The sequence below is a fragment of the Brevibacillus formosus genome (assembly GCF_003013405.1).
In the GTDB taxonomy this organism is placed as follows: domain Bacteria; phylum Bacillota; class Bacilli; order Brevibacillales; family Brevibacillaceae; genus Brevibacillus; species Brevibacillus formosus.
In genome coordinates this window covers 57,354-80,063 of sequence record NZ_PXZL01000009.1, presented here as the reverse complement: position 1 = coordinate 80,063, position 22,710 = coordinate 57,354, and the positions used below count along the sequence as shown (strand labels likewise).

Genomic DNA, 22,710 nt, shown 5'->3' with positions numbered 1-22,710 from the left:
TTCGCAAGCTGTCACAAAGCGTATAATTACTCTTTATCCATTTGTTGAAGCTTCCACTGTAATGCTTGGTAGAATAATTCATTTGTTTTCATATACGATTGCAGACCAGGGTACAGGATTGAACAAATTCTTCGGAAGCGTTCCAGATTTTCGGATTGGTTTGAAAGCAACCTTTCAGCAAATCGACGGAAAAAAGACTGCGAGACAGGGAGTTCTTCAACATCGGCAAACAGCAACACATACTCTTGAATATTCGCCTGTACGACAGGACTGTCTGGAGTTGCATATTGCTCCGCTGCTTTCAACAGCTGTTTATGGTTTTTAAGCATTCTGGCAGTCCACATCTCAACACTGATTTTAGGCAGGTGAACTACTTCCAGGAAGGACATAACATCATGCCTCATCTCCCGGACAATTTGTGGATCATTAAACATTTCCTCCAGCTCATTTAATGCAGCTGTTTGCGCTGCCGAAAGCTTGCCTTCCAGCAACGAAGAGATGTTAACCCCTAGTAAAACTATCTCTCGCCATTCAACCGGAAATTGTTCAGGAAAAACGGATGAAAACATTTTTTCCAAAATAAACTTTTCCCGTTCCAATGCATCTTCGGAAATGGATTCTATTAGCTCGTGCATATAGCTCAAAGAATCACCCTCACTCTTTTTTGTTTGTTCCAAAATGGATTTCATGCTGGCAAGTGTGCGCATTTGGAGGTCCAAAGCTTCGATTTGCCATTCTATCGCCATATCAACAGGGATATCCCCAGCTAGCATTCTCTTTATCTCATCAATGCCAAAGTTTAAATAGCGAAGGGTTAGGATCAGTTTTAACCGCCATATTTCCTCTGCCGTATACATACGGTGACCTCCAGGAGTTATCTCAGCAGGGGAAAGCAGGCCGATCTCGTCATAATAACGAACAGTGGGTACAGAAGACCCTGTCATTTTCGCCACTTGTCCTATGGAGAACTTTGCGTCCTTTGTTGTTTGATCATTCTGTTGATTTTGTGTGGTGTCTGATCTGTTCCTCGCCTTTGCGTGCATGTTACAACACCTCCAAACCAATTATAAAACCTCAAGTAACTTGAGATTCAAGGGGCAACATGAATAAAGGAGTAAGACAGCCGCAACATTTGCTCCTGAAGAAAATCATGCGAAGATGAATATTCCTTCTTTTCTTGCCAGTTCTCTAGTAACATATCCAGCGAGATTTTCCGTAAGACTAAAAAGATGAACCAGGGGAGTATCACTAACCGCTTGATGAACGCCTGATAAAATCGTGTTTTCCATAGACATAGTGCCTCTTTTCGTATATTTTGGACTATATAGTGTCTGACCTGAACTATATACAGTTTGATTGAAGATCACGTATATACGTGCAAGATAACGACCAAATTTGATGGAGGGCATTTATGGAAGAGTTTCAGACAAATATTGGAGAGAACATAAAGCGTATCCGTAAAGAAAGAAACTTGAGCTTGGATAAAACTTCTGAAATAACAGGGGTTAGCAAAACGATGTTAGGACAAATTGAGAGAGGCAAGTCTGCTCCAACCATCACAACCCTTTGGAAAATAGCTAGTGGGCTGCGCTTGTCCTTTTCTTCACTCATTAGTCAATACAAGCCGAATGTTACGATCGTAAAAAAGAAGGAAGTAAATCCTATTATTGAAAATAACGGACAATATCGTGTGTATCCACTTGTCCCCTATAATCCTGAACAACAGTTTGAGATCTTTTCAGTAACCCTCGAACCGGGATGCGAGCATATCGCAGAACCGCATACAACTGGGGTTGAAGAATTTATTCTCGTAAACGAAGGCACGCTAGAGGTTGTTGTCAATGAACAAGTTTATGTAGTTGAGCCAGAGGATACTCTTATTTTTAAAGCGGACAGGCCTCACATTTATCGGAACAACGGAGATTGTATTGTAAAGTGTTCCATAGTCATTCACTACTCCAGTCAATGAAAACAAAGAGAAACCCCACTATATGTAGGGTTTCTCATCCGTTTGATCACGAGTATAAATGCTATCCGTTTGCAGGGCTCCCCCATTCCCGTTTCCGCTCATGGAGCGAGCTCGTAATAATACGGTCTAGCAGGTGTGTAAAGGTCATGCCTGCTGCAGCTGCACTCTTTGGAAATAGGCTGTTAGCGGTCATTCCCGGTAAGGTGTTCACTTCTAGCACGTAAGGAATATCCTGACACAAAATCATATCAACCCTTGCATAGACTTTGCACTGCAGCAATTGGTAGCTGGCGAGCGCCGCCTCGCGTACACGCTGCTCGATAACCGGAGGAAGCTCGGTCACCTTCTCTTCCGCGCCGCCATCCTCATATTTCGCTCGGTAGTCGAACCACTCTGAATGCGCCGAGCGAATGCCGATAATTGGTAGTACCTCGCCATCTAGAATCGCACAGGTTAGCTCCATCCCTTTCAAATAGGGCTCAATCAAGATCCCCTGATCCAAATAACTGGCTTCCTGAACAGCCGACAGCAGCTCCTTCTCATTTTGCACAAGCTGGACACCGATGCTTGAGCCCCCCAAATTTGGCTTCACAATCACCGGGTAACCCAATTGCTCCACCGCCTGTGGATCATAAACGTCCCTCCAGTAATGTCCCGCAGGTGTTTGAATGCCCGCCGTCTTCAACAGCATCTTGGACAGTTGTTTATTCATGCAAAGGCTGCTTGCCAGGACACCGCTTCCTGTATAGGGAATACCGAGTATCTCCAGCGCTCCCTGCACTGTGCCATCCTCACCATATTGGCCGTGCAGCGCCAACAGCGCGAAATCGATGCCTGCCTGCTGAACCTGCGTGATTAAATCCACTCGTTGCGTAACGACAATGGGAACTGCCTCGTAGCGACTGCGATCCAAATGGTTGATCATCTCTTGACCAGTCTTCAGAGAAACCTCACGCTCCGAAGAAATACCACCCATAATAACGCCTATCTTCATGATGACACCTCATTTTTCTGCTAAATGGTTGTGCAATTTGTAACCGTTATGTCTCAAGAAATCGACGCGCCTGTTTACCGATTATCTGAATACCCCGTACGATATTCTCATCCGTTACTCGTGAAAAACCTAGTCGCAAGGTATTCGTCCCTGTTCCTTCCTGAATAAAAAATTTGTCCCCCGGTGTAAAAATGACACCCTGCTCTATGCACGCTTCTAGCAGCTGGCGTGTATTTACCTCTGACGGAAAGGTAAGAAACAAATGCAAGCCCCCGTCGCCAGATAGCTGCGCCTCAGGGAGATGTGCTTCACAGCATGCCTTCGTCAGTTCATATTTGCGCTTATATTCCATACGTGCTTTTTTTACATATTTATCGAAATTTCCATTCAGCAAATATTGATAGAGTATCGATTGATCGATGGTTGAAGTATGAATGGTGCGCGCACGTTTCATGCTTTCCAGATTGTCGATCAATGCCTTGTCTCCGAGCACCCAGCCCACTCGCAATCCAGGAAACAGTACCTTGGAGAAGCTACCAATATAGATGACTCCGTTCCCTTGCCCTACTGTCGCGATTAATGGCGCAACATGCGCTCCCGAGTAGCGCAGCTCCTCATTGAATCCATCCTCGATCACTGGAATCTGATAGTGCATCAGTAATTTCATAACAGCACTGCGCTTCGCCGGCGACATGACAATGCCTGTTGGATTGTGATAGGAAGGAGTCAAATAGGCCAGATCGAAACTGTTCTGTTTGTGCAATACCGCCTCGAGCTGCTCCACATCCATACCATCATTCCTCATTGGAATGCCGGTAATCTCAAACCCTTGCAGCTTCAAATTCTTGATCGCTGTATGATGAGTCGGATTTTCACAAATAGCTGCCCCACGGCGCGTAGAAGGACGCAGTGCCGACAACACGATGTCAAAACCTTCTGTAAACCCGTTTGTAATCACCATATCCTTACCGCTTAAATCGACACCTTTATTTTCCATATAACGCATCAAGTAATCGATGAGTGGTTTGTAGCCCTTGGCATAGCCGTAGTTGAGCAGCACCTGCCCTTCGATTGCCATCCGGTCCATAAAAGCTCGCCTTACATCGCCCATGTCAAACAACTGTTCATCCGGCGCGATGCTTGTGAATGAAATGGTTCCTTTTTCAGCGCGAATGCCCTGCTTCATCATGTCCAGCTCTACAGCAGATATAGCATATTCGTTCATTCGTGCCTTCCAGTCGATTTGCCAGGCAGTTCCTTCGTTATCCGCAGCCAAATGGCCCACCATTGCAGTTACATAGCTTCCTTTTCCCGGAATCGTATACGTAAATCCGTCATCCTCTAAGCCTTCATAGGCAGCAATGACTGTATTGCGGCTCACCTTTAGCAGACTGCTCATTTCTCGTGTGGAGGGCAGCTTTTGATCTGCCTGAAGCGCGCCTTTGATTATTAAACGTTTGACGTATTCTTTCACTTGTATCGCGACTGGCCGGTCACCAACAAGCTTGAAATCCTGGAACATCCTTCATCGCCCCCGTCTATAATGATGGCACGGAAGACGAGAGAAAAAAAGAACCACCGCATTGGATTTTTCATCCTTCGGTGGTTCCTCTAAAGCGATCAGCATCCATCCAGCGGTAAAAATGAAAGTAAAAAAGAACCCATTTTTCCTAAGGGTTCCTCTTTTGCAATCATTTTTTGGTAGAATCCTTTACCAGATGCTATCCGTTTTATGGTTGTTTTGAGCCATTACAATATACTTGTCCAATTGCTGACTTACCCCCAAAACTACGTCACTTGTAAGACCATGTTTTCCTGCCAATTGAATCATTTGTTGTCGTAGTTGTTCGATGCTTGTTTCTAGATCTAAGTGCTGGCGATTTGCTTCTATTCCCGCGCCCCAGATTGTGCACTTGCTTTTCGGGGATGTTCCTGGGTGCACAGAGACGTCCCTTTCTAATGAACTTGCGATAGCTTTTATGTTAAGCACCTCCTATGATTTACAAAATATGACATTAATAACTATAAATGAATATGCAAGAATTCACCAAGTAAGAAAAAATGGAATAGAAAAAAACATCCTATCGAAAGGATGTTTTTTTCGTATCTTATCAACTATTTCTAAAAATCTGCCCCATGCTGATAATTAATGACGCGTGTTTTGTCAGACTTTTGGGGTTCAAAAACGATGCCACTGCTAAACCCAAACGTTAGCAGAAGTGCAAGGAATACATATTTCATTTTTTTCATCCTCTCTACTTATCATCTTTTTAGTGATTTATAAATGTAGCTTCAGCCTTCTTCTCTCCAATGACAATGGTCTGATATTGGAGGATTTGTGATGGCGAGGCAAGATGGCGATATTTTTCAAACAACTGTACACATTGCAGAGCATCATAATGTCGATTCATCAAATCCGATAGAACCAAGCAGTTCAGGGTTTCATTGAGTCCACTTTGAATGCGACCCTTTGTAAAATCATATTTTGCTTTCTGATATCGATATTGGAGATGCTGAACCATATTAACCAACAACGTTCGTTCATGGAATCTAGCAATATCTTCAGAGAGGCGTAATAAAACCTCATCCACACAAAAATGATATTTATTAGCAGCTTCCATAATCGTAACGAGGCCCGGAAGTATTTCAACAGGCTGCTCCGCCAGATAGTTGGTATATTCCTTAATGATTTCTTCATTCCCCATTAATACTTCCAGTGTGTAAAAATTGGCCTTCGCAAAGACAGCAAACCGCTCAACGATTGTTATCCCTTCATCGTCAAGAAGTTCAAACCAATGTAAATCAGCGTATGCTTGTACATATTCTTTGGATTGGGAGTAGGCGCCTTGCATCTGTAGGACTAATCCTTTATATAAATAACCCATTCCATAGTAGTAGACGAGCGGACGTTCTGTTTTTATCAACTCTGTTGCTCTATTTTTTCTATGTTTTTGCAGCTCGTCTTGATAGATAATTTTGGAAAGCTCTCGCAGCTCATCTGCGTAGGTTTCTGCTTCACTCCATTTTTGCAAAGTAAAACAAACCTTCGCCAAATTTAATAAAGCATCTAGTTGATCCGTTTCTGGTAATCGCTTTCGATATGGCGAAAAGCGAATAACAGCTTTATCATTTTCATCAGCATTTGTCCCGAGAATTGCCTGAAATAATCGGTAGTGACTCATCACAAACTGGGTAGAGTAGCTATCTTTCTCATTCTCAATTACGTACTCATAGAATGGCACCGCCTTTCCCAGTTTTCCATCCTCATATAATTGCTCCGCCACAGTAAAAAGGATGGAGATATTTTTGGGATTCTCCAGCAATTGGGAGGCAACAGCTTCGATGCAATCCTTTCGCCCATTCTCAGCACTTCGAATCAGGTAAGGTAATAATCGGGGGCGCGAGATTTTTCCTTCGTATAGACATTCATCGGGATATAGTTCATACATCCAGCCTGGCTCATAGCCAAACACCACAGCGAGCGCGTCTAATTGACCTATGGTGATAGCCCGAGGCGGATTCCCATTTAGAATCTCACTCAATGTCCCCGGATTAATACCAGTTAAGTCCCCTAGTTTGCTCAATGTATAACCGCGCGCTCGCCGATGTTGTTCGATTTCTGACCGCAGCGACTGGTGCAATGTCCCTAGCAGTCCCCCCATAATGGATCACCCTTTTTGTTTTGCTTTATTTTACAATTAAATGGGTTTTTTTGGAAGGTACTTAAGACATTTCTTTATCATTTTTCCCAACCAACAATTCCACTTCTTCGATTTCCTTCGGGATCTGCGCTGAGAGCACCTCGCAGCCGTCTTCTGTTACTAGCACATTATCTTCAATCCGAATGCCAATCGCTTCTTCCTCTATGTACAGGCCAGGTTCAATCGTGATCACCATACCTGGTTCCAAAGCAGCACTGTAATCCGAGACATCATGCGTATCCAGTCCAAGGTGATGAGCCACGGAATGATAGTAGTATTTGGACAGCTGACTGCTCTCTTGGATGAGACCGAGACGTAACAGGCCGTCTGTCAGGACTTGTTTTGTGACATCATTGAGTTGTGAAAGTGTGACACCAGGCTTGACTGCTTCGATAGTCTTGATTTCTGCTTCGAGCACGAGTTGATAGATCGCTTTCTGACGTTCTGTAAAGCGACCATTCACGGGAAATGTTCGCGAAATATCAGCCGCATAGTAGTTCGATGCTGCACCGAGGTCAAGGAGGACCAGGTCACCATCTTCTGCACGCTGATTATTCGCTTCATAGTGCAAGATAGTAGCATTGATACCGCTAGCAATGATGGGTAAATAAGGAAGCTCGCGAACACCATGCGACTTCAACGTGAAATCATAGTGGGCCTCTAGCTCATATTCCATGATTCCAGGACGTGCATGCGACCACATGCGCCGGATTGCTTCATCCGTAATCGCAATCGCACGTTGGATTTCTTCAATCTCTGCCGGACTCTTCACCATACGCAGTTCTTTCAGCCACGGGCCCGCATCGTGAATCTGCAGAGTCCGGTATTTCTTCTGCGCGTCTTCGGCAAAAGTATCTGCTAGGGTCAGCTCGTCGCTCCACAGATAGCGATACAAGTCAAGATAGAGCGAGCACTTGCCTTCGCAGCGCCTCATAAAGGTTCCAAATGACTCCAGCCATTCATCGAGATAGTCGAAGTGTTCGATACCAGACAGCTCTTTCGCTTCTTGATCCGATAAAACGGCCCCTGTCCATTTCGCTTCGAGTTCATTTGGACGCTGAAGAAATAGCGTTTCGTTCACGATGCCAGCGCGTTTCGTGATCATGAGAATGAGGTTGCTGCGCGCGATGCCGGTTAGATAATAGAAGTTGCGGTTCGGTGAAAACAGATATTTATCATCATTGCTGCGTGTCTTGACAACCCCCGAAAATAGGACAAGTACGCTGTGGTCAGGCATTTTTTCCGCGAGCTTTTGACGGCGATTGATGAACTCTTTTGAAGTCATGGTTATTGTCATTTGTTTTATACCCCTTCGTTCATAATTTTCTTCATAGATTGATATAGCTTGTGAAAGCGCTATTGATCACTTATAGTTCAGTATAATCTGACAATTATCAAACCTATTTCACTTTGATAAATCGTCATGTATCCTCCCTTCTCCTATATTTTAGAATACTTTCATGATTTGGGAAACGAGTTTCAACAAAGAGCAGTTGCTTTTGGCAAACTGCTCTTTGTTATCGTAGATTACGACTGCCTTTTATTAAACGTTACTCTGCCACTCTTTTCGCCCAACGCAGGTCCGGTGTCCCGGTTACACTGAAGCGGATGCCATCGATCTTTTTGCTGTTGAGATAGTTTTCGTTATTAAAATAAACCGGGATGACTGGCATGTCCTGCATCAAAATGGTTTCAGCGTCGTGCAGAAGCTTCATGTGTGCTTCCTCGTTTTGCTCGACCTTTGCTTTTTCGATCAGCTCGTCAAATTTCGGATTGGCCCAGTTGGTGAAGTTGCGGGAGCTTTTCCCTGTATACAGCTCCAGCATCGCGAGCGGATCGAGGTAATCGCCGCCCCAACCCATGCGGGCAATCTGGAAGTTTTTCTGCTTGAACGTATCGATGTATGTTTTCCACTCCTGATTTTCCAGCTTCACTTGCACGCCTAAATTTTGCTTGAACATTTCTTGCAGCGCTTCGGCGATCTTCTTGTGGTTTTCCGCGGTGCTGTATTTCAATGTAATCGGAGGAAGCTCTGTCCATCCTTCTTCCTTCAAGCCTTCAGCCAGGAGCTGCTTCGCCTTGTTCGGATCAAACTGATAGTAAGGCGCCACTTCTTCTCGGAAGTCTTTGCCCGAAGGAGTTTTCACCCCAAATGGCGTATAACCGTACGCTGGGAGCTGGCCTCCCTTGGTCACGTTATTCGTCAGGATGTCCCTGTCGATCGCGTAGGAAAAGGCCTGACGAATTTTCGCATTAGTAAACGGCTTTTCCTCTACGTTAAACGTGTACGTATAAATGCTGTAGTCCGGGAATGATTTGTACTCTTCTTTTTCTTTTTCCTGCTCAATCACATCAATCGGTAGGGAGTCAATCAGGTCAAGCGCTCCTGTCTTGAACATCTGGTAATAGGTGGTCGCTTCGTTTACCATCTTGAAATGGACGGTGTCCATCGTTACCTCTTCTTTCTCCCAATAACTCTGGCTTTTGGCGATTGTCAGCTGACTGTTGTGGTCCCAACTCTCTACCGTGTACGGGCCATTGGTCACGATGCCTTTCGCTTCGGCCGCCCAGTTTTTGTCTGCATCCACGACTTTCTTGTTCACGGGCAGATAGGCGCGACTCATCATGATTTTCGGGAAATAGGTGATCGGGTCTTTCAGCCCAACGATGAGTGTTCGGTCATCCTTTGCCTTGATCTGAACGTCCTCTACGCTGCCTTTGCCCGTGTTGTATGCCTCCGCGCCTTGTATGTAGTAGAGTGCGGATGGTTCATAGGCGGCAGTCTGCGGATTCAGCACGCGCTTCCAGGAGTATTCGTAATCATGCGCGGTCAACGGATCGCCGTTCGACCATTTCATCTCGGGGCGCAAGGTAAACGTGTAGGTTTTGCCGTCCGGGGAGACTTCCACCTTTTCGGCTGCGCCTTCGCTGATGTCCCCATTCTGGCTGTATCGGTACAATCCTTCGTACAGATGGTCAATCACCCAGTACGAGGTGGTATCGGAAGCGAATGCCGGGTCTAATGTGTATGGTTCGCCCCGCAGGTTAGCGGTCATGACTTGTTTGACGGCTGTCCCCGTCTGTTGATCGGAAGAAGCAGCCGGTTTATCGCTGCCGCACGCAGAAAGCGCAGGCACAGCGAGTGCCAGCAATGCGGCAAAAGCGAGCAATCCTTTTTTCATGATGATTTCCTCCTTGTTCTCCTCTGTCTACTGTACAAGATGGCATGCGATCCAGTGTCCGTGCCTCACCTCCTTCCAGTCAGGCGCTGTTTCGGCGCAAACGCCTTGGGCAACCGGACATCTGGTGCGAAACGGACAACCGCTTGGCGGATGGATCGGGCTGGGCGGTTCTCCGGTCAACACGATCTGCTCCCGCTCTTCACGTTGGGCTGGATGGGAGACGGGCATAGCCGAGATCAAGGCCTGCGTGTATGGATGTAGCGGCGTAGCAAACAACTTCTCGCCCGGTGCCAGCTCCATCATCTGCCCCAAATACATCACGCCTATCCGGTCGCTGATGTGCTTCACCATCGATAGGTCATGGGCGATAAACAGATAGGTGATGGACCGTTCTGCCTGAAGATCGGCTAAAAGATTGACGATTTGCGCCTGAATGGACACATCCAGTGCAGAGATGGACTCGTCTGCCACGATAAAGCTGGGCTCCACCGCAAGCGCGCGGGCGATGCCGATACGCTGTCGCTGTCCGCCGCTAAATTCATGCGGAAAGCGTTTTGCGTGGCTTGGGTGCAATCCTACCAACTCCAGCAGCCGATAGATGCGTTCTTCTCGCTCTTTTCCTTTTGCCAATCCATAGGAGTCGATACCTTCAGCGATGATGTCGCCTACCCGCAACCGCGGATTGAGTGAGGCCTGCGGATCTTGGAAGATCAGCTGCATGTGGCGGTTTGCTTCCCGTCGCTCGCTTCTATCCATCCTGGCGATGTCTTTGCCATGAAACAGGATGCGTCCTGCAGTAGCCGGGTACAGCCCCACGATCGTTCTGCCCAGCGTAGACTTGCCGCAGCCGCTTTCCCCAACGATTCCGAGCGTCTCCCCTCGCCTGATTTCAAAAGAGACGCGGTCAACAGCTCTAACCCGTTGGCCTCCGCCAATCTCAAACGATTTAGCGAGATTCTCCACCCCTACTATGTTGTCAACCATGTGTCTCCCTCCCTGCTACCATACACGCTTCTGTTCTCTGGGCACGCGGGTCGTTCAGCCAGCAGCTCGCCTCATGCTGATTGAAAAACGAATTCGATTGCGGCATATGCTCCATGCAAATTTCCATGGCAAACCGGCAACGGGCAGCGAAGGGGCAACCAGCAGGCGGACGAAACAGATCCGGCGGTGTTCCTTCGATGGGGATCAGCCGCTCTTTTTTGCCTGCATCGAGGCGTGGGACAGACTGCAACAGCCCTTGTGTGTATGGATGGCGCGGGTTGTCGAAGATTTCTCCCACGGGGCCGCTCTCCACCACTACGCCTGCGTACATTACCGCTACATGATCGGCCACCTCCGCGACTACACCCAGATCGTGGGTGATCAAAATGATCGACGTGTTCAACTGCTTCTGCAACTCCTTCATCAGACGTAGGATTTGGGCCTGAATGGTCACGTCGAGCGCTGTCGTCGGCTCGTCGGCGATAACCAACTGCGGTTGACAAGCAAGCGCCATGGCGATTCCAACGCGCTGCCGCATGCCTCCGCTTAGCTCGTGCGGATATTGTTCAAATCGTCTCGCCGCTTCCGGAATGCCCACCCTCTCCAGTAGTTTCCGTGTCTCTTCCTTTGCTTCCGTCTTCGTCTGCTTTCGATGTTTGATCAGCCCTTCCGCAATCTGCTGACCGATTTTCATCGTAGGGTTCAGCGAGGTCATCGGGTCTTGGAAGATCATGCCGATCTGCGAGCCGCGAACCTGCTGCCATTCCATCTTCGTCAGCCCAGTCAGTTCACGCCCGCGAAACCGAATGCTGCCGCCTTTTACCTGACCGGATCGCGGAGGAATCATCCCCATCAATGCCCGAGAAGTCACACTTTTTCCGCAGCCGCTTTCCCCGACAATTGCCAGTGTCTCTCCCTCCTTCACAGAAAAAGAAACCCCTCTTACTGCCTGCACCTCTCCACCGTACGTGCGAAAGGAGACGCGCAACTGATCTACTTCCAACAATGGCTTCATGATGTACTCCCCCTCATCTCCTGATCCGTGGGTCCAGTGCGTCCTGCAAGCCGTCCCCGAGTGCATTGCACGCGAACATGGTAAGCGAAATCATGAATCCAGGAAAAAACAGACGCCACCACTGCCCGCTCAGCATAACCGCCAGCGCGTCGTTAGCCATGGTTCCCCAGCTCGCGGTTGGCGCTTGCACACCTAGCCCAAGAAAGCTGAGAAACGATTCGGCGAAAATCGCGTGCGGGATCGTAAAGGTCAGGTTGACGATGATGACGCCGATCGTATTCGGCAGCAGATGCTTCATGATGATTTTGACATGAGAGGTGCCCAGCTTTTCTGCGGCCAGTACAAACTCCTGACGCTTGATCTGCATGATTTGTCCTCTGACCAGGCGGGCCATCCCCACCCAGCCAGTCAGGGAAAGGGCAATTATGATCGTTGAGAGACCAGGCTCCAGAACCACCATCAGCAGGATTACCACTAGCAAATACGGGATGCTGTACAGCATTTCAGCCAACCGCATCAGGATGTTGTCCACACGGTCGCCCAGCTTGTTCCTCCCAGCCATGTAACCGGATATCCCGCCGATGCATACACCAATGACTAGGTCGATCGCAGCTGCCGCCACACCAATAAACAAAGAGATTTGACCGCCTGCCCAGGTACGAGCCCACATGTCCCGGCCTAAGTCATCCGTTCCAAACCAGTGCTCGCCCGACAATGGCAGATTTCCCTTCGTCAATGACTGTTCATGCGGGCTGTGGGGAACGAGCATCGGACCGATGATCGAGAGGGTCACCACTGCCATGAGCAGGAAGAACCCGAGCATTGCCAGCTTGTTGCTGCATACCCGCTGCCATACCTCCTGCCAATACCCAAGACTGGGACGTTCCGAAGTTTCCTCGGATAGCCGGTTTCGGTCGACTGGTCGAAACAGGGAATCCAGTTGTGTTGCCTGATTGGCCATAACGCTACTTCCCTCCACTCGTCAATCTGATGCGCGGGTCAATCACCCGATACAGCAGGTCAATCATGTACAAAGTAAAAATGAGCACAAAGCTGTAAAACACTGTCGTTCCCAAAATAACAGGATAATCGCGGTTAAAAATGCTTTCCACGAAGTATTTGCCGAGCCCGGGAATGGCGAAAATCTTTTCCACCACAAAGGTTCCGGTCATCAGGTTGGCAAACAGCGGACCAATAAAAGTAAGAACCGGCAGTATGGCGTTGCGCATCCCGTGTCTAACGACAATGGAAAAGGTGCCAAGCCCTTTTGCCTGCGCTGTACTTATGTATTCCTGTTGCCAAACCTCAAGCATGCTGGCTCGGACAAAACGGGCAATAATGGCGAGCGGACCGATAGCAAGCGCAAGCGTTGGAAGAATCGAGTGTTCCCAGCTCTCCCACGCAGCAACAGGAAATAACTCCCATTTGACCGCCAAGTACTTGATCAACAGTGGCGCCAGAATAAAACTGGGGACGGAAATCCCGATGATCGCTGCAAACATAGACAAGAAATCCAGCGTTCGATTGTGATAGAGTGCCGCTACGATTCCCAGTGTGATTCCACCTGCCAGCGCGACAATAAACGACTGGAGTCCCAGAACAGCCGAGGCGGGAAATCCCTCTGCAATCAGCGTGTTCACATCCCTCGTCTTGGACTGGATAGAGGGCCCCAAGTCAAATTGCAGCAGTCCTTTCAGATAGAGCAGGTACTGTACCGTGATTGGCTGATCCAGGTTGTACTCCGCCCGCATGTTCTTCACTACTTCTTCCGGAAGCATTTTGGCGTCAGACGCGAATGGATCACCCGGAATCAGGTGCATGGTCACAAATGTTACCGTGACAATAATCCACAGCGTAACGATCATGAGAAAGCCACGCTTGACTGCATAAAGAAGCACATTGTTTCCTCCTTCGTAATACAAAGTAAAAACATATGAATACAATGAATTAAAAATATAGAAAACCCCTCTCCGAAAAGAAGAGGGGTGATTGCACAGTTCCCACCTTCTCATCTCGCAGAATAACTCCGCAGGAATTAGCACCGTAAGGTCAATCAGACCAAGGTTGCCGGGTTTCATCGGGCCAGTCCCTCCACCACTCTCGATAAGAATGTTCTATGAAATTTAAATTCATCGTAAAATTCTTTTTTATCTTATCATTTTACTCGGATATGTCAATGCTGTTCAATGACAATTGATTTTTCTTTATTATTTATGGAAATATAAGAATGTCTGCCCAAATCTTAATCGTGGTGGCTAGGATCAACAAGGCAAGAATAGTTTGGAGAATACGGGTACCCAAACGTTTGCTGACCTTCGCACCGAGCGGCGCTGCCATCATGCTTGCGATTACCATGATCAGGGATGGCCACAGCAATATGTCCCCCGCCATCCATTTCCCTATCGCCGATCCAATGGAAGAAAGAAAGGTAATGGCAAGAGAGGAAGCAATCGCAACTCTCGTCGGTATCTTGAGGATGATCAACATGATGGGAACCAAAATAAAAGCGCCAGCGGCCCCAACAATTCCGGAGGCTCCTCCTACAATCAAAGCGGATAATACGGCTGTTGGTTTATGAAAGATAACCTTGGTATTTTCACGTTCATCCACTCGCTTTTTTGGCAGGAACATCAAGATGACAGCAATGGTGGCCAGAATGGCGTAAACGATATGGATGGCTTCTGCGGAAAGATATTTTCCTCCATATCCTCCAAGCAAGCTACCGACAATAATGGCACTTCCCATGCACAGAACGAGCTGGTAATGGATAACCTTATCTTTGCGCAGAGTCCAAACAGCAGCTAGGGTGGCAAAAAATACTTGGACGGCACTTATTCCGGATACTTCGTGAGCTGTGTAAGCAACAAATCCAAGGGCGGGCGGAATGTACAGAAGCATCGGATACTTGATGATAGAGCCCCCGATTCCGACGAGACCAGAGATAAACGATCCCGCGAAACCGATAACAAACAGTGTGATCACAAGATCGATAGTCATAGGCTCACCCTTTGCAACTCCTCGCTTCGTTTTATCCTCGTTCTACAACTGCCAAGCCGTCTAGTTGCCATTTCAAGATTCCGCCGCTCAAATTTATTACATCCTTGAATCCGTTTGCTTTCAGGATGCTTGCTCCAATGGCGGATCGGGCACCGGAGCGGCACTGTACGAGAACAGGCTTCTCGCGAGGAATCTCATCCAGCCGCGTGGCGAGAGTACCGAGTATGATGTGCTGCGCATCCGGAATGTGTCCTTCCTTCCACTCAGCCAGATTGCGTACATCCACTACGTGAACCTCTCCTTTTTCCACCCGTTCTGCAATCTCCAGCGGTGTTACGTCTTCGATTATCTCGAGCGAAGACTCTTCACTTTCTATTAGCTTACCGCTATCGATAAAGCCTGTGACACGATCAATCCCTACGGAATGCAAGGCTTGCAAAATCTCGTCCAGCTCATCTGGAGTGGCCAGGATGTAAACCGGGCGATCGTACTCGACGATCCAGCCCGCCCAGTTGGCGAATGATTTGTTAAAAGGAATGTGAAGTGTTCCCGCCAGATGCCCCTTCGCAAATTTCTGGAAAGGGCGTGTATCGATCAGCTGTCCGTTTCCCAGCGATTCCTTTACCGCTTCAAGCGAGTTGAACTCTTGAACAACAGGGAGTTCCTTGAGCAAGGCAGGGCCTTCCTTATTCACGCGTTTCATCACGGCAAAATACGTAGGCGGCTCTGGTTGTCCATCCAGGAGTGCGTTGACGAATTCCTCTTCATTGGAGAGTAACAGCGCCCAGTTAAAGAGCTTTTCATAACCGACGGTAGAAGACGGCACGGCCCCCAGTGCTTTCCCGCAAGCACTTCCTGCGCCATGAGCTGGCCATACCTGCATATAATCCGGCAGTTGCTTGAATTTTTGGAGGGACTGGAACATGGCTCTTGCACCTAACTCGGACGTCCCCTTCATTCCCGCTGCTTTTTCGAGCAAGTCCGGTCTGCCGATATCGCCGACAAAAACGAAATCTCCCGTGAAGATCCCGATGGGGCGATCTGCGTTCCCTCCGACGTCTGTCAAAAGGAAAGAGATGCTCTCAGGTGTATGGCCAGGAGTATGCATGACTTCAAATAGCAAGTTTCCAATAAAAAAACGATCTCCATCGTGGACGAGCTGATGGTTCAAACCTTCCAAGTATTGATATTTCCATTCTTCATCGCCCTCATTGGATAAAAACAGCTTCGCCTGATGAGCTACGCCCAGTTCCCTGGCACCAGATACAAAATCAGCGTGAATGTGTGTTTCAGTGGCGGCTACAATGGTAACTCCCTCTGCTTTGGCGACTTGAAAATAAGGAGCCAGATTGCGGGCAGGATCGATAACAATCGCCTCCCCGGTTTTTTGGCAGCCGACCAGATAAGATGCATGGGCCAGCTTTTCATCATAAAAGTAACGCAACAACATGGTGCATTCCTCCTTTAACAGGTCTGTTTTTTGTTTGATTTTTCCGCGTGTACTTCGAGCAGTGATTGGATAAAACGAAGTGTTTTTTGGACGGTGGGCTTTTTCATGAGCTTGTAAAACGCTGACATACTTAACGAGCTTTGGCAGCTTATCAAGCAAGGTGAACAGGGCGTCTATCGATTCTTTTTACACAAAGAAACGGGACAGTTGACCATCTACTCGCTACCTTCCTGTCGTTCAAAAGCTGCTTCTCCCCCTTTCTTTTAAAAACTTCCTTACATCAATCCTTTAAGCATGCCATTCCAATAAAGGATGGGAAGCAGTTCTCTTTTCAACAGGTACATACTGAACCTCTCTTTAGATTGGTCAAAAGGAAAGGTTTCACACGGCGTCAGGTTGTAATCAAATTCGGCTAGTACCAGTTTGTTGTACCCTGTTACGAGTGGGCAGGATGTATAACCGTTGTACTTGGCAGCCAAAGGGGTACCATCGATCAGTGCGAGCAGGTTTTTCTCCAAAACTGGCGCTTGTTTGCGAATCGCAGCTCCGGTTTTGGACGTGGGAAGATTCGTGCAATCGCCGATGCCGAAAATAGTGGGGTATCTTTTATGCGCAAGCGTAAATGGATCGACATCGACCCAGCCTCCTGTGTCTGCCAATGCGCTGTTTGCAATGAAATCGGGCGCTTTCATGGGAGGGGTCACATGAAGCATGTCATACTTCCATACTACCTGCTCTTTGGTGTCCAGATTCTCGAATACGACTTCCTTGGTATCTGCCCGCACTTCCATCAGGTTATGCTTGTATCTCGTTTCGATGTTCTTGCGACGAATGACGTTGTTGAGGGTATTGGCATACGTGGGAACGTCAAAAATACTTCCCTTCGCTGATGCAAAAATGATCTCTGACTGGTTGCGAACATGTAACTTGCGAAAGTAGTCATCGGCCAGATACATGATTTTCTGAGGAGCTCCGCCGCATTTTACGGGTGAATTCGGGTGCGTAAAAATGGCAGAGCCGCCTTTAAAACTCTGGATGGCTTCCCATGTACTTTCTACCGTTTGGTATGAGTAATTGCTGCAAACACCGTCCTTCCCAACAGCATCTTTCAAACCCTTTACGCCCTCCCAATCTAGTTGCAGACCGGCAGCAACAACGAGGTAGTCATAGGAAAAGATGGTCCCCTGCCTCGTGCTGAGCGTGTTTTGTTCTGGTTGAAACATGGTGACTGCATCGCAAATCAAATCGACGCCTGCGGGAATGAGAGAGGAGAGGTCACGCTCGGATTCCTCCTTTTTCGCGGCGCCCCCTCCGACTAATGTCCACAGAGGCTGATAATAATGCTTGGATGCGGGATCGATGATGGCGACTTGTCCCCTGAGCCTTTTGGAAGCCCGGACGATACGGGCAGCAACAGAGATACCGGCTGAGCCTGCTCCCACGATGACAACCGTATAATGAACTTGTTTTGCCATAGTTCCTCCTTCGCCGACGGTATGGTTTCCAATCGTACGATGATGGTTCATGCGATGTAGTCACTATATTCAGTTTATTCGCCTGTTATTTTTTCTATATAGGGGAAGTCCCCTACTTTTTGATCTATGCGATTAAAACGCCAGATCGAGATATCTATTTTTAATGGCGTATTGGATCAATTGATGCTTAGAATCCAGTCCTAGTTTCTGCATGATATTCGTTTTGTGGTTCTCCACAGTTTTGACGCTGATCAACAGCTTATCTGCCATTTCCTTATTGGTATAGCCAAGCACAATGAGTCTGACAAGCTCCTTTTCTCGCAGCGTTAATACAGAAGGCAGCGTCCTGGCATCCGATTTCAGCCATAGATTGATGACCTCTTGCGATACGGATGTTCTGTAAAAGCGCTTACCTCTATAGACCTCCACAATGGCTTGAAACAGCAGCTCGCCATGACTGTTTTTTAAGATGTACCCATCGGCTCCGACAGTAATAGCCTTCTGGACAAAAATCTCCTCGTCATGCATGGTCAATATGACGATTTTCACGAAAGGATTCGACTTGCGAATCTCATTGCTCGCGGTAAATCCATCCAGCCCATTTGGCAATGACAAATCCATCAGCACCACATCGGGTTCCAGCTGATTGGCTTTAAGGATGGCATCGTTTCCTGTATGACTCTCTCCGACAATTTTTATTTGAGAGTAACTTTCGAGAAGCACACGCAATCCCTTCCGAATCATCGTGTGATCATCAACCAAAAGCACCCGTATCACTCTGCTCTCCCTCCTTGTCCTACTACTGTTACCTTGATCAATGTACCTTCGTGGAGCACGGATTGAATCTGAAGAGTCCCCTCCATCTGATCCACTCGTTCTTCCATATGTTTGAGTCCCAGACCACCCTGAACCCGATCGCGCACAAATCCGATTCCGTTGTCCTGAATCAGTAACGTCAGTAGGTCGTTTTCCTTGTACAAGATGACTTCAATGAGTGTCGCCTTCGCGTATTTCAGTGCATTATGTAAGGCTTCTTGGATGACACGGTACAGGTTGATTTCCAAGATTGGCTGAAAATGATCGCTGACATTGCTGTAGGAAAAGGTAATGGAAACATCCTGATGTGCTTTGTTCAAGCTGGAAACAAGATGTTGTACAGTAGGAATCAGCCCCAGTTGATCGAGACTATGCGGACGCAGCTGTAGAGAATACAGCTTGACGTCTTGCATCGCTTTTTCCAGCTCATTCACGATCTCTTGCATGTATTCCCGGAATTGTCCTTTCTCGTTTAGGCGAGCTTGAATCGCTTGAATACCTACCGAAACGGAATACAAGGATTGTCCTACGCCGTCATGCAGCTCCCGGGCCAGGCGCTTATGTTCATTTTCTTGAGCTTCTAGCGTTTTTTGCAGCACCTGCTTGGAGATTCTGACCTCCTCTTCTTTTTTCTTGACCGTCATATCTTTTAAGACCAAAAGGACATCCTGCCTATTTTGTTCACCATTTTCATAGATGACAGCCGTACTCATCTCCATGTCTACGTACCGTCCTTCATATGTAGGCATCGCAGAAAGAAAATAGGGAACCTCCCGTTTGGCGAGCAAATAACATCGTTCTTCTCCCGGTTCCAACTCTCTGTTTTGGCAGTAGGAGCAGAACGGGACCTTTTCTCCTCGTTTCCAACCGGTCATTTTCTCTGCGGATGGGTTCATCACCATAATTTTTCGTTCCTGGTCCATGAGAATAATTCCGTCTTGCAAGTGGTCGAAGATTTGCTTTAGATACCCGTTGTCGATCGCGTTTCCTTCATCACCAGAGTGTTCAAAATAATTCAGACTTTGATCCATCATTGGTCCTCCATACTGAATGGTATCGAGATCATTTCTTCTATAACCCAATCGTAAAAGACGGGAAGCACCTTTCAAATAGGTACCTTCCCCTATCTTTTATGACGCTAAATGATGGTCAAATAGGTACTGTTTTTTGATTCGCATCCTAATATGAAAAAGCCGAGTAAACGCTAGGTATCATCTCCTAACATGTACTAGGCTTGCCACCTGAATATTTTCTTACGTGTCCAACCACTATTTACAGATAACCCTTTTCTTCCTTCCACGATTGAGCCTCGGCAAAGAAAATCATCTGTCTTGTTGTAACCCAACAGAAGTTTTGCTTCGTTCATAGGCAAAAATGATCATCGTCACGCCTAAGATTGCACAGATCATATACATAAAGGAATAAGAGAAATGATCAGCGACTGGCCCCATGATGACTCCTCCCAGAGAAACACCCAAATCCGCCATAGCTATGAATAACCCGATTAACACATTGCGATCCGTCTTTGGCAGAACAAATGTCAAATACGTCGTTAACGTAGGATAGAGAAGGGCTTGAGCGATTCCCATTAATATGGCCCCTACGTAGAGAAAGGCTGCTCCACCCAAGCTAGAAAAGCTTACACTTAACGCCGCTACCGCAAGAATGAGCATAATTCCCATCATAAAAGAGGAACGCCACTTGCCGTCTGAAGGGATTTTCTTTCTCAATACAAACCGCGATAATACGACGGTACCCGCTTGAAGCATCAGGAAAATTCCCGCATTCCCGTAGTTGATTTGTACAGCGTACAGCGGTATAAAGGTTGTCACAGCTCCAAATATAATAGATGCAGCCAGCATCAGGACGCTGCATTTACATAAATACGGGTTTTTGACTAATTGGCTCATGGAACCAAGCATGGTTGCTCCCTGTTCAGTCTGACCCGGAGCAGGCTCAGCCACTTTTTTGTCCATGCTGGCGCTATAACCCACCACTCCTGTAAGGATCGCAATGGTGACCATAGCAACTGTAAAATAAGAGCTATCCCCCGCTTGCCAGATGCCTAAAGCGAGTAAAGGGCCAAGAATACCAGGCAAATAAGCACATAAGGAATACAGGGAAATTCCTTGAGAACGATCCTCGTCCGGCAACGCATCAATAATCCCTAACTGTAATGCCATGGAGAAAAAAGCGGTACACACCCCTTGCAGAATACGGGCAACAATAAAACCCTCTAATTCAGTAAACGTATACAAAATGAGAGCCGCTCCATTGAAAATAAGAATCGTGCGGAGCACTTTGATTGGTCCATATTTTTGGATAATATGACCTGCCCACGGCCGAAAAAACATGGTTGTAAACAGATACGCTCCCATAACGACTCCGATTGTTGTATTGGTCGCACCCAACTCTGCACCCTTTAACGGAATAATGACATTCAGAATAGAGTTCGCACTAAAATACAAAAGAGTCAATATGTATAATCGTAAAAATGGCCAAGACAGAGCCCCTCTCATAGTTCTTGCTCCTTCCTCTGATCCTCTGCTCACTCTCGTTGCCAATTCCTTTAGGCAATAATCATTTGCAGCAGTTTCTTCGTATAGGCGGATTGAACATCTTTTAATTGTTCAACCTTCACAATCTCTTCGATCTCACCATTTCGTATGATCATGACTCTGTCGCATATATAGGCGGCAGCCTGTATATCATGGGTGATGAAGATATAGCCAATCTTGTAACGTTTCCTCAAGTCCTTTAGTAATTCAAGCACTTGCATTTGCACAGACCCATCCAGTGAACTGATTGCTTCATCAAATAGAATGAATCTCGGTTCCGTTGAAATGGCTCTCGCTATGCATACCCTCTGAGCCTCCCCCCCTGATAACTCATGAGGATATTTCTTTCGATAGGAAGAATCCAACCCTACTTGACTTAATAAATGATCAATCTCGCTTCGAACATCTTCTCGTCCCTTTCTTTTCATTTGCAAAGGCTCCCGTATGGCGTCCTCAACCGTATATAATGGATTGATCGAAGAAGTGTAATCTTGAAATACAGCGCTGATGTTCCCTGTTCTTCCTTTTCGATCCTCTACTTTTTTGCCCTCAAACAAGATGGCACCTCGATCAGGCTTTTCAATCCCCAATAGCAATCTTCCTAATGTTGATTTACCACTTCCGCTTTCTCCGATGATGCCGAGACACTCCCCAGACTTGCATTCGAAGCTAATGTTTTTCAACACATGCTCTCTTTCCCTTGAGAACAATCCGCCCCTTCCGTATGATTTCTCCACACACTCAACGCTCAGCAATACTAACTCCTCCCATGACCCTCTTAAAATGTTGATTCATCGCTAGCTTCGAGGAGAGCAAGTAACGGGTATAGGTATGCTGCGGTTCAGAGAAGATGGCTTGGGTCGTCCCTTTTTCAACAATTTCTCCTTCTTTCATGACGAGAACCTCATCTGCTAATAATTTGACAATCCCTAAATCGTGAGAAATGAAGATCATGGAGCTGCCTAGTCGATCGCGCAATTGCAGGAACTGCTCAACCACTTCGAACTGCGAGATTGTATCGAGTGCTGTCGTGGGTTCATCAGCAATCAGAATGTCAGGCTCCAATACGATGGCCAGCGCAATCATGACCCGCTGCAGCGTTCCACCCGACAGCTGGTGGGGATATTTATTCATTACCTCGATCGGGTCTTTCAGCATGACGCTTTCCATGGCATTTTTCATTTTGGTTGTGATTTCGTCACGGCTCCATCCAAAATGTTCCACTAGCGTCTCCTTTAGATGAACGCCCACCACGCAAGAGGGATCAAAGGCACGCATGCCATTCTGTAAAATCATGCAAAGCTGCTTTCCCCTCTTTTTCCTCATCTCCTGTTCTGAGAGCTCCATGAGGTTTTCTCCTCGTAATAGAATGTCTCCCGATTGGCGAATCCCGGCGCTATTCAATCTCATGATGGCCTTGCAAGTCACCGACTTCCCGCTTCCGCTTTCTCCAACAATGGCCAGGCAGCTTCCCTGCTTCACATGAAATGAACTGTTTGGAACGATCACTCGATCATTGCGGCTGTCCCAGATTTTCAGGTTATTTACCTCCAAAATGTTCATCATCCA

The 22,710-nt window shown here is 47.2% G+C and carries 21 protein-coding genes and 1 riboswitch; of the genes, 1 reads left to right on the top strand and 20 read right to left on the bottom strand.

Annotation, left to right across the window (positions count from 1 at the left end; genetic code table 11):
* Positions 1 to 26 precede the first annotated feature (26 nt).
* Both C7R91_RS09715 and C7R91_RS29300 read right to left on the bottom strand, forming a co-directional pair.
* Complete coding sequence (locus C7R91_RS09715) at positions 27 to 1,043, bottom strand: MerR family transcriptional regulator (protein ID WP_047069366.1); 1,017 nt, start codon at positions 1,041 to 1,043, stop codon at positions 27 to 29.
* 105 nt (positions 1,044 to 1,148) lie between these two features.
* Positions 1,149 to 1,289: a hypothetical protein gene (locus C7R91_RS29300; protein ID WP_160309979.1), complete on the bottom strand. Its 141-nt coding sequence runs from the start codon at positions 1,287 to 1,289 to the stop codon at positions 1,149 to 1,151.
* Between the two features lie 122 nt (positions 1,290 to 1,411).
* On the opposite strand from C7R91_RS29300, the gene C7R91_RS09710 reads away from it, so the two are divergent.
* Positions 1,412 to 1,969: a helix-turn-helix domain-containing protein gene (locus C7R91_RS09710; RefSeq protein ID WP_047069365.1), complete on the top strand. Its 558-nt coding sequence runs from the start codon at positions 1,412 to 1,414 to the stop codon at positions 1,967 to 1,969.
* Between the two features lie 61 nt (positions 1,970 to 2,030).
* Here C7R91_RS09710 and C7R91_RS09705 read toward each other — a convergent pair whose 3' ends face one another.
* The 18 genes from C7R91_RS09705 to cntD all read right to left on the bottom strand — a co-directional run bounded on the left by C7R91_RS09705 (position 2,031) and on the right by cntD (position 22,704).
* A complete protein-coding gene (locus C7R91_RS09705; protein ID WP_047069364.1) occupies positions 2,031 to 2,963 on the bottom strand; it encodes a D-alanine--D-alanine ligase in 933 nt (310 codons plus the stop codon).
* Between the two features lie 46 nt (positions 2,964 to 3,009).
* Positions 3,010 to 4,485, bottom strand: a complete 1,476-nt coding sequence (locus C7R91_RS09700; RefSeq protein ID WP_047069363.1) for an aminotransferase-like domain-containing protein — start codon at positions 4,483 to 4,485, stop codon at positions 3,010 to 3,012.
* Between the two features lie 189 nt (positions 4,486 to 4,674).
* Positions 4,675 to 4,905, bottom strand: coding sequence for an aspartyl-phosphate phosphatase Spo0E family protein (locus C7R91_RS09695; RefSeq protein WP_083995050.1), 231 nt, complete (start codon positions 4,903 to 4,905; stop codon positions 4,675 to 4,677).
* A 328-nt stretch (positions 4,906 to 5,233) separates the two neighbouring features.
* Entirely contained in the window at positions 5,234 to 6,625 is a 1,392-nt protein-coding gene (locus tag C7R91_RS09690; RefSeq protein ID WP_047069361.1) for a helix-turn-helix domain-containing protein, read from the bottom strand.
* A 61-nt stretch (positions 6,626 to 6,686) separates the two neighbouring features.
* Positions 6,687 to 7,961 carry an aminopeptidase P family protein gene (locus C7R91_RS09685; protein ID WP_047069360.1) on the bottom strand — a complete coding sequence of 425 codons (1,275 nt, stop codon included), beginning with the start codon at positions 7,959 to 7,961 and terminating at the stop codon, positions 6,687 to 6,689.
* Positions 7,962 to 8,214: 253 nt separating this feature from the next.
* Complete coding sequence (locus tag C7R91_RS09680) at positions 8,215 to 9,846, bottom strand: peptide ABC transporter substrate-binding protein (RefSeq protein WP_047069359.1); 1,632 nt, start codon at positions 9,844 to 9,846, stop codon at positions 8,215 to 8,217.
* Positions 9,847 to 9,873: 27 nt separating this feature from the next.
* Positions 9,874 to 10,830, bottom strand: a complete 957-nt coding sequence (locus tag C7R91_RS09675) for an ABC transporter ATP-binding protein (protein ID WP_047069357.1) — start codon at positions 10,828 to 10,830, stop codon at positions 9,874 to 9,876.
* Positions 10,823 to 11,845 (bottom strand): ABC transporter ATP-binding protein, encoded by a 1,023-nt coding sequence (locus C7R91_RS09670; RefSeq protein ID WP_047069356.1) that lies wholly within the window; start codon positions 11,843 to 11,845, stop codon positions 10,823 to 10,825. Before C7R91_RS09670 ends, C7R91_RS09675 begins: the two co-directional genes overlap by 8 nt.
* A gap of 13 nt (positions 11,846 to 11,858) precedes the next feature.
* Positions 11,859 to 12,806 (bottom strand): ABC transporter permease, encoded by a 948-nt coding sequence (locus C7R91_RS09665; protein WP_047069355.1) that lies wholly within the window; start codon positions 12,804 to 12,806, stop codon positions 11,859 to 11,861.
* A 4-nt stretch (positions 12,807 to 12,810) separates the two neighbouring features.
* The gene (locus tag C7R91_RS09660) at positions 12,811 to 13,743 is read right to left on the bottom strand and encodes an ABC transporter permease (protein WP_083995049.1); all 933 of its coding nucleotides are present in this window, start codon (positions 13,741 to 13,743) and stop codon (positions 12,811 to 12,813) included.
* 107 nt (positions 13,744 to 13,850) lie between these two features.
* A riboswitch (SAM riboswitch) is annotated at positions 13,851 to 13,955 on the bottom strand.
* A gap of 101 nt (positions 13,956 to 14,056) precedes the next feature.
* Positions 14,057 to 14,842 carry a sulfite exporter TauE/SafE family protein gene (locus C7R91_RS09655; RefSeq protein ID WP_047069354.1) on the bottom strand — a complete coding sequence of 262 codons (786 nt, stop codon included), beginning with the start codon at positions 14,840 to 14,842 and terminating at the stop codon, positions 14,057 to 14,059.
* Between the two features lie 31 nt (positions 14,843 to 14,873).
* The gene (locus C7R91_RS09650; protein WP_047069352.1) at positions 14,874 to 16,292 is read right to left on the bottom strand and encodes an MBL fold metallo-hydrolase; all 1,419 of its coding nucleotides are present in this window, start codon (positions 16,290 to 16,292) and stop codon (positions 14,874 to 14,876) included.
* A gap of 275 nt (positions 16,293 to 16,567) precedes the next feature.
* Complete coding sequence (locus C7R91_RS09645) at positions 16,568 to 17,767, bottom strand: FAD/NAD(P)-binding oxidoreductase (RefSeq protein ID WP_047069351.1); 1,200 nt, start codon at positions 17,765 to 17,767, stop codon at positions 16,568 to 16,570.
* A gap of 132 nt (positions 17,768 to 17,899) precedes the next feature.
* Positions 17,900 to 18,544, bottom strand: coding sequence for a response regulator (locus C7R91_RS09640; protein WP_047069350.1), 645 nt, complete (start codon positions 18,542 to 18,544; stop codon positions 17,900 to 17,902).
* Positions 18,541 to 19,617 carry a PAS domain-containing sensor histidine kinase gene (locus tag C7R91_RS09635; protein ID WP_236697840.1) on the bottom strand — a complete coding sequence of 359 codons (1,077 nt, stop codon included), beginning with the start codon at positions 19,615 to 19,617 and terminating at the stop codon, positions 18,541 to 18,543. The genes C7R91_RS09640 and C7R91_RS09635 overlap by 4 nt, the downstream gene beginning before the upstream one ends.
* A gap of 288 nt (positions 19,618 to 19,905) precedes the next feature.
* A complete protein-coding gene (gene cntE / locus C7R91_RS09630; RefSeq protein WP_047069349.1) occupies positions 19,906 to 21,102 on the bottom strand; it encodes a staphylopine family metallophore export MFS transporter CntE in 1,197 nt (398 codons plus the stop codon).
* Positions 21,103 to 21,152: 50 nt separating this feature from the next.
* Positions 21,153 to 21,896: an ABC transporter ATP-binding protein gene (locus C7R91_RS09625; protein ID WP_047069347.1), complete on the bottom strand. Its 744-nt coding sequence runs from the start codon at positions 21,894 to 21,896 to the stop codon at positions 21,153 to 21,155.
* Positions 21,883 to 22,704 (bottom strand): staphylopine uptake ABC transporter ATP-binding protein CntD, encoded by an 822-nt coding sequence (cntD, locus tag C7R91_RS09620; protein WP_047069518.1) that lies wholly within the window; start codon positions 22,702 to 22,704, stop codon positions 21,883 to 21,885. The genes C7R91_RS09625 and cntD overlap by 14 nt, the downstream gene beginning before the upstream one ends.
* Positions 22,705 to 22,710: the final 6 nt, after the last annotated feature.

What these genes read in the sequence shown, in the direction of transcription:
- C7R91_RS09665 (WP_047069355.1), bottom strand. Translation starts at nt 12,806, where the DNA reads ATGGCCAATCAGGCAACACAACTGGATTCCCTGTTTCGACCAGTCGAC.
- C7R91_RS09645 (WP_047069351.1), bottom strand. Translation starts at nt 17,767, where the DNA reads ATGGCAAAACAAGTTCATTATACGGTTGTCATCGTGGGAGCAGGCTCA.
- C7R91_RS09650 (WP_047069352.1), bottom strand. Translation starts at nt 16,292, where the DNA reads ATGTTGTTGCGTTACTTTTATGATGAAAAGCTGGCCCATGCATCTTAT.
- cntD (WP_047069518.1), bottom strand. Translation starts at nt 22,704, where the DNA reads ATGAACATTTTGGAGGTAAATAACCTGAAAATCTGGGACAGCCGCAAT.
- C7R91_RS09690 (WP_047069361.1), bottom strand. Translation starts at nt 6,625, where the DNA reads ATGGGGGGACTGCTAGGGACATTGCACCAGTCGCTGCGGTCAGAAATC.
- C7R91_RS09700 (WP_047069363.1), bottom strand. Translation starts at nt 4,485, where the DNA reads ATGTTCCAGGATTTCAAGCTTGTTGGTGACCGGCCAGTCGCGATACAA.
- cntE (WP_047069349.1), bottom strand. Translation starts at nt 21,102, where the DNA reads ATGAGAGGGGCTCTGTCTTGGCCATTTTTACGATTATACATATTGACT.
- C7R91_RS09635 (WP_236697840.1), bottom strand. Translation starts at nt 19,617, where the DNA reads ATGATGGATCAAAGTCTGAATTATTTTGAACACTCTGGTGATGAAGGA.
- C7R91_RS09715 (WP_047069366.1), bottom strand. Translation starts at nt 1,043, where the DNA reads ATGCACGCAAAGGCGAGGAACAGATCAGACACCACACAAAATCAACAG.
- C7R91_RS09670 (WP_047069356.1), bottom strand. Translation starts at nt 11,845, where the DNA reads ATGAAGCCATTGTTGGAAGTAGATCAGTTGCGCGTCTCCTTTCGCACG.
- C7R91_RS09685 (WP_047069360.1), bottom strand. Translation starts at nt 7,961, where the DNA reads ATGACAATAACCATGACTTCAAAAGAGTTCATCAATCGCCGTCAAAAG.
- C7R91_RS09655 (WP_047069354.1), bottom strand. Translation starts at nt 14,842, where the DNA reads ATGACTATCGATCTTGTGATCACACTGTTTGTTATCGGTTTCGCGGGA.
- C7R91_RS29300 (WP_160309979.1), bottom strand. Translation starts at nt 1,289, where the DNA reads ATGGAAAACACGATTTTATCAGGCGTTCATCAAGCGGTTAGTGATACT.
- C7R91_RS09680 (WP_047069359.1), bottom strand. Translation starts at nt 9,846, where the DNA reads ATGAAAAAAGGATTGCTCGCTTTTGCCGCATTGCTGGCACTCGCTGTG.
- C7R91_RS09675 (WP_047069357.1), bottom strand. Translation starts at nt 10,830, where the DNA reads ATGGTTGACAACATAGTAGGGGTGGAGAATCTCGCTAAATCGTTTGAG.
- C7R91_RS09705 (WP_047069364.1), bottom strand. Translation starts at nt 2,963, where the DNA reads ATGAAGATAGGCGTTATTATGGGTGGTATTTCTTCGGAGCGTGAGGTT.
- C7R91_RS09710 (WP_047069365.1), top strand. Translation starts at nt 1,412, where the DNA reads ATGGAAGAGTTTCAGACAAATATTGGAGAGAACATAAAGCGTATCCGT.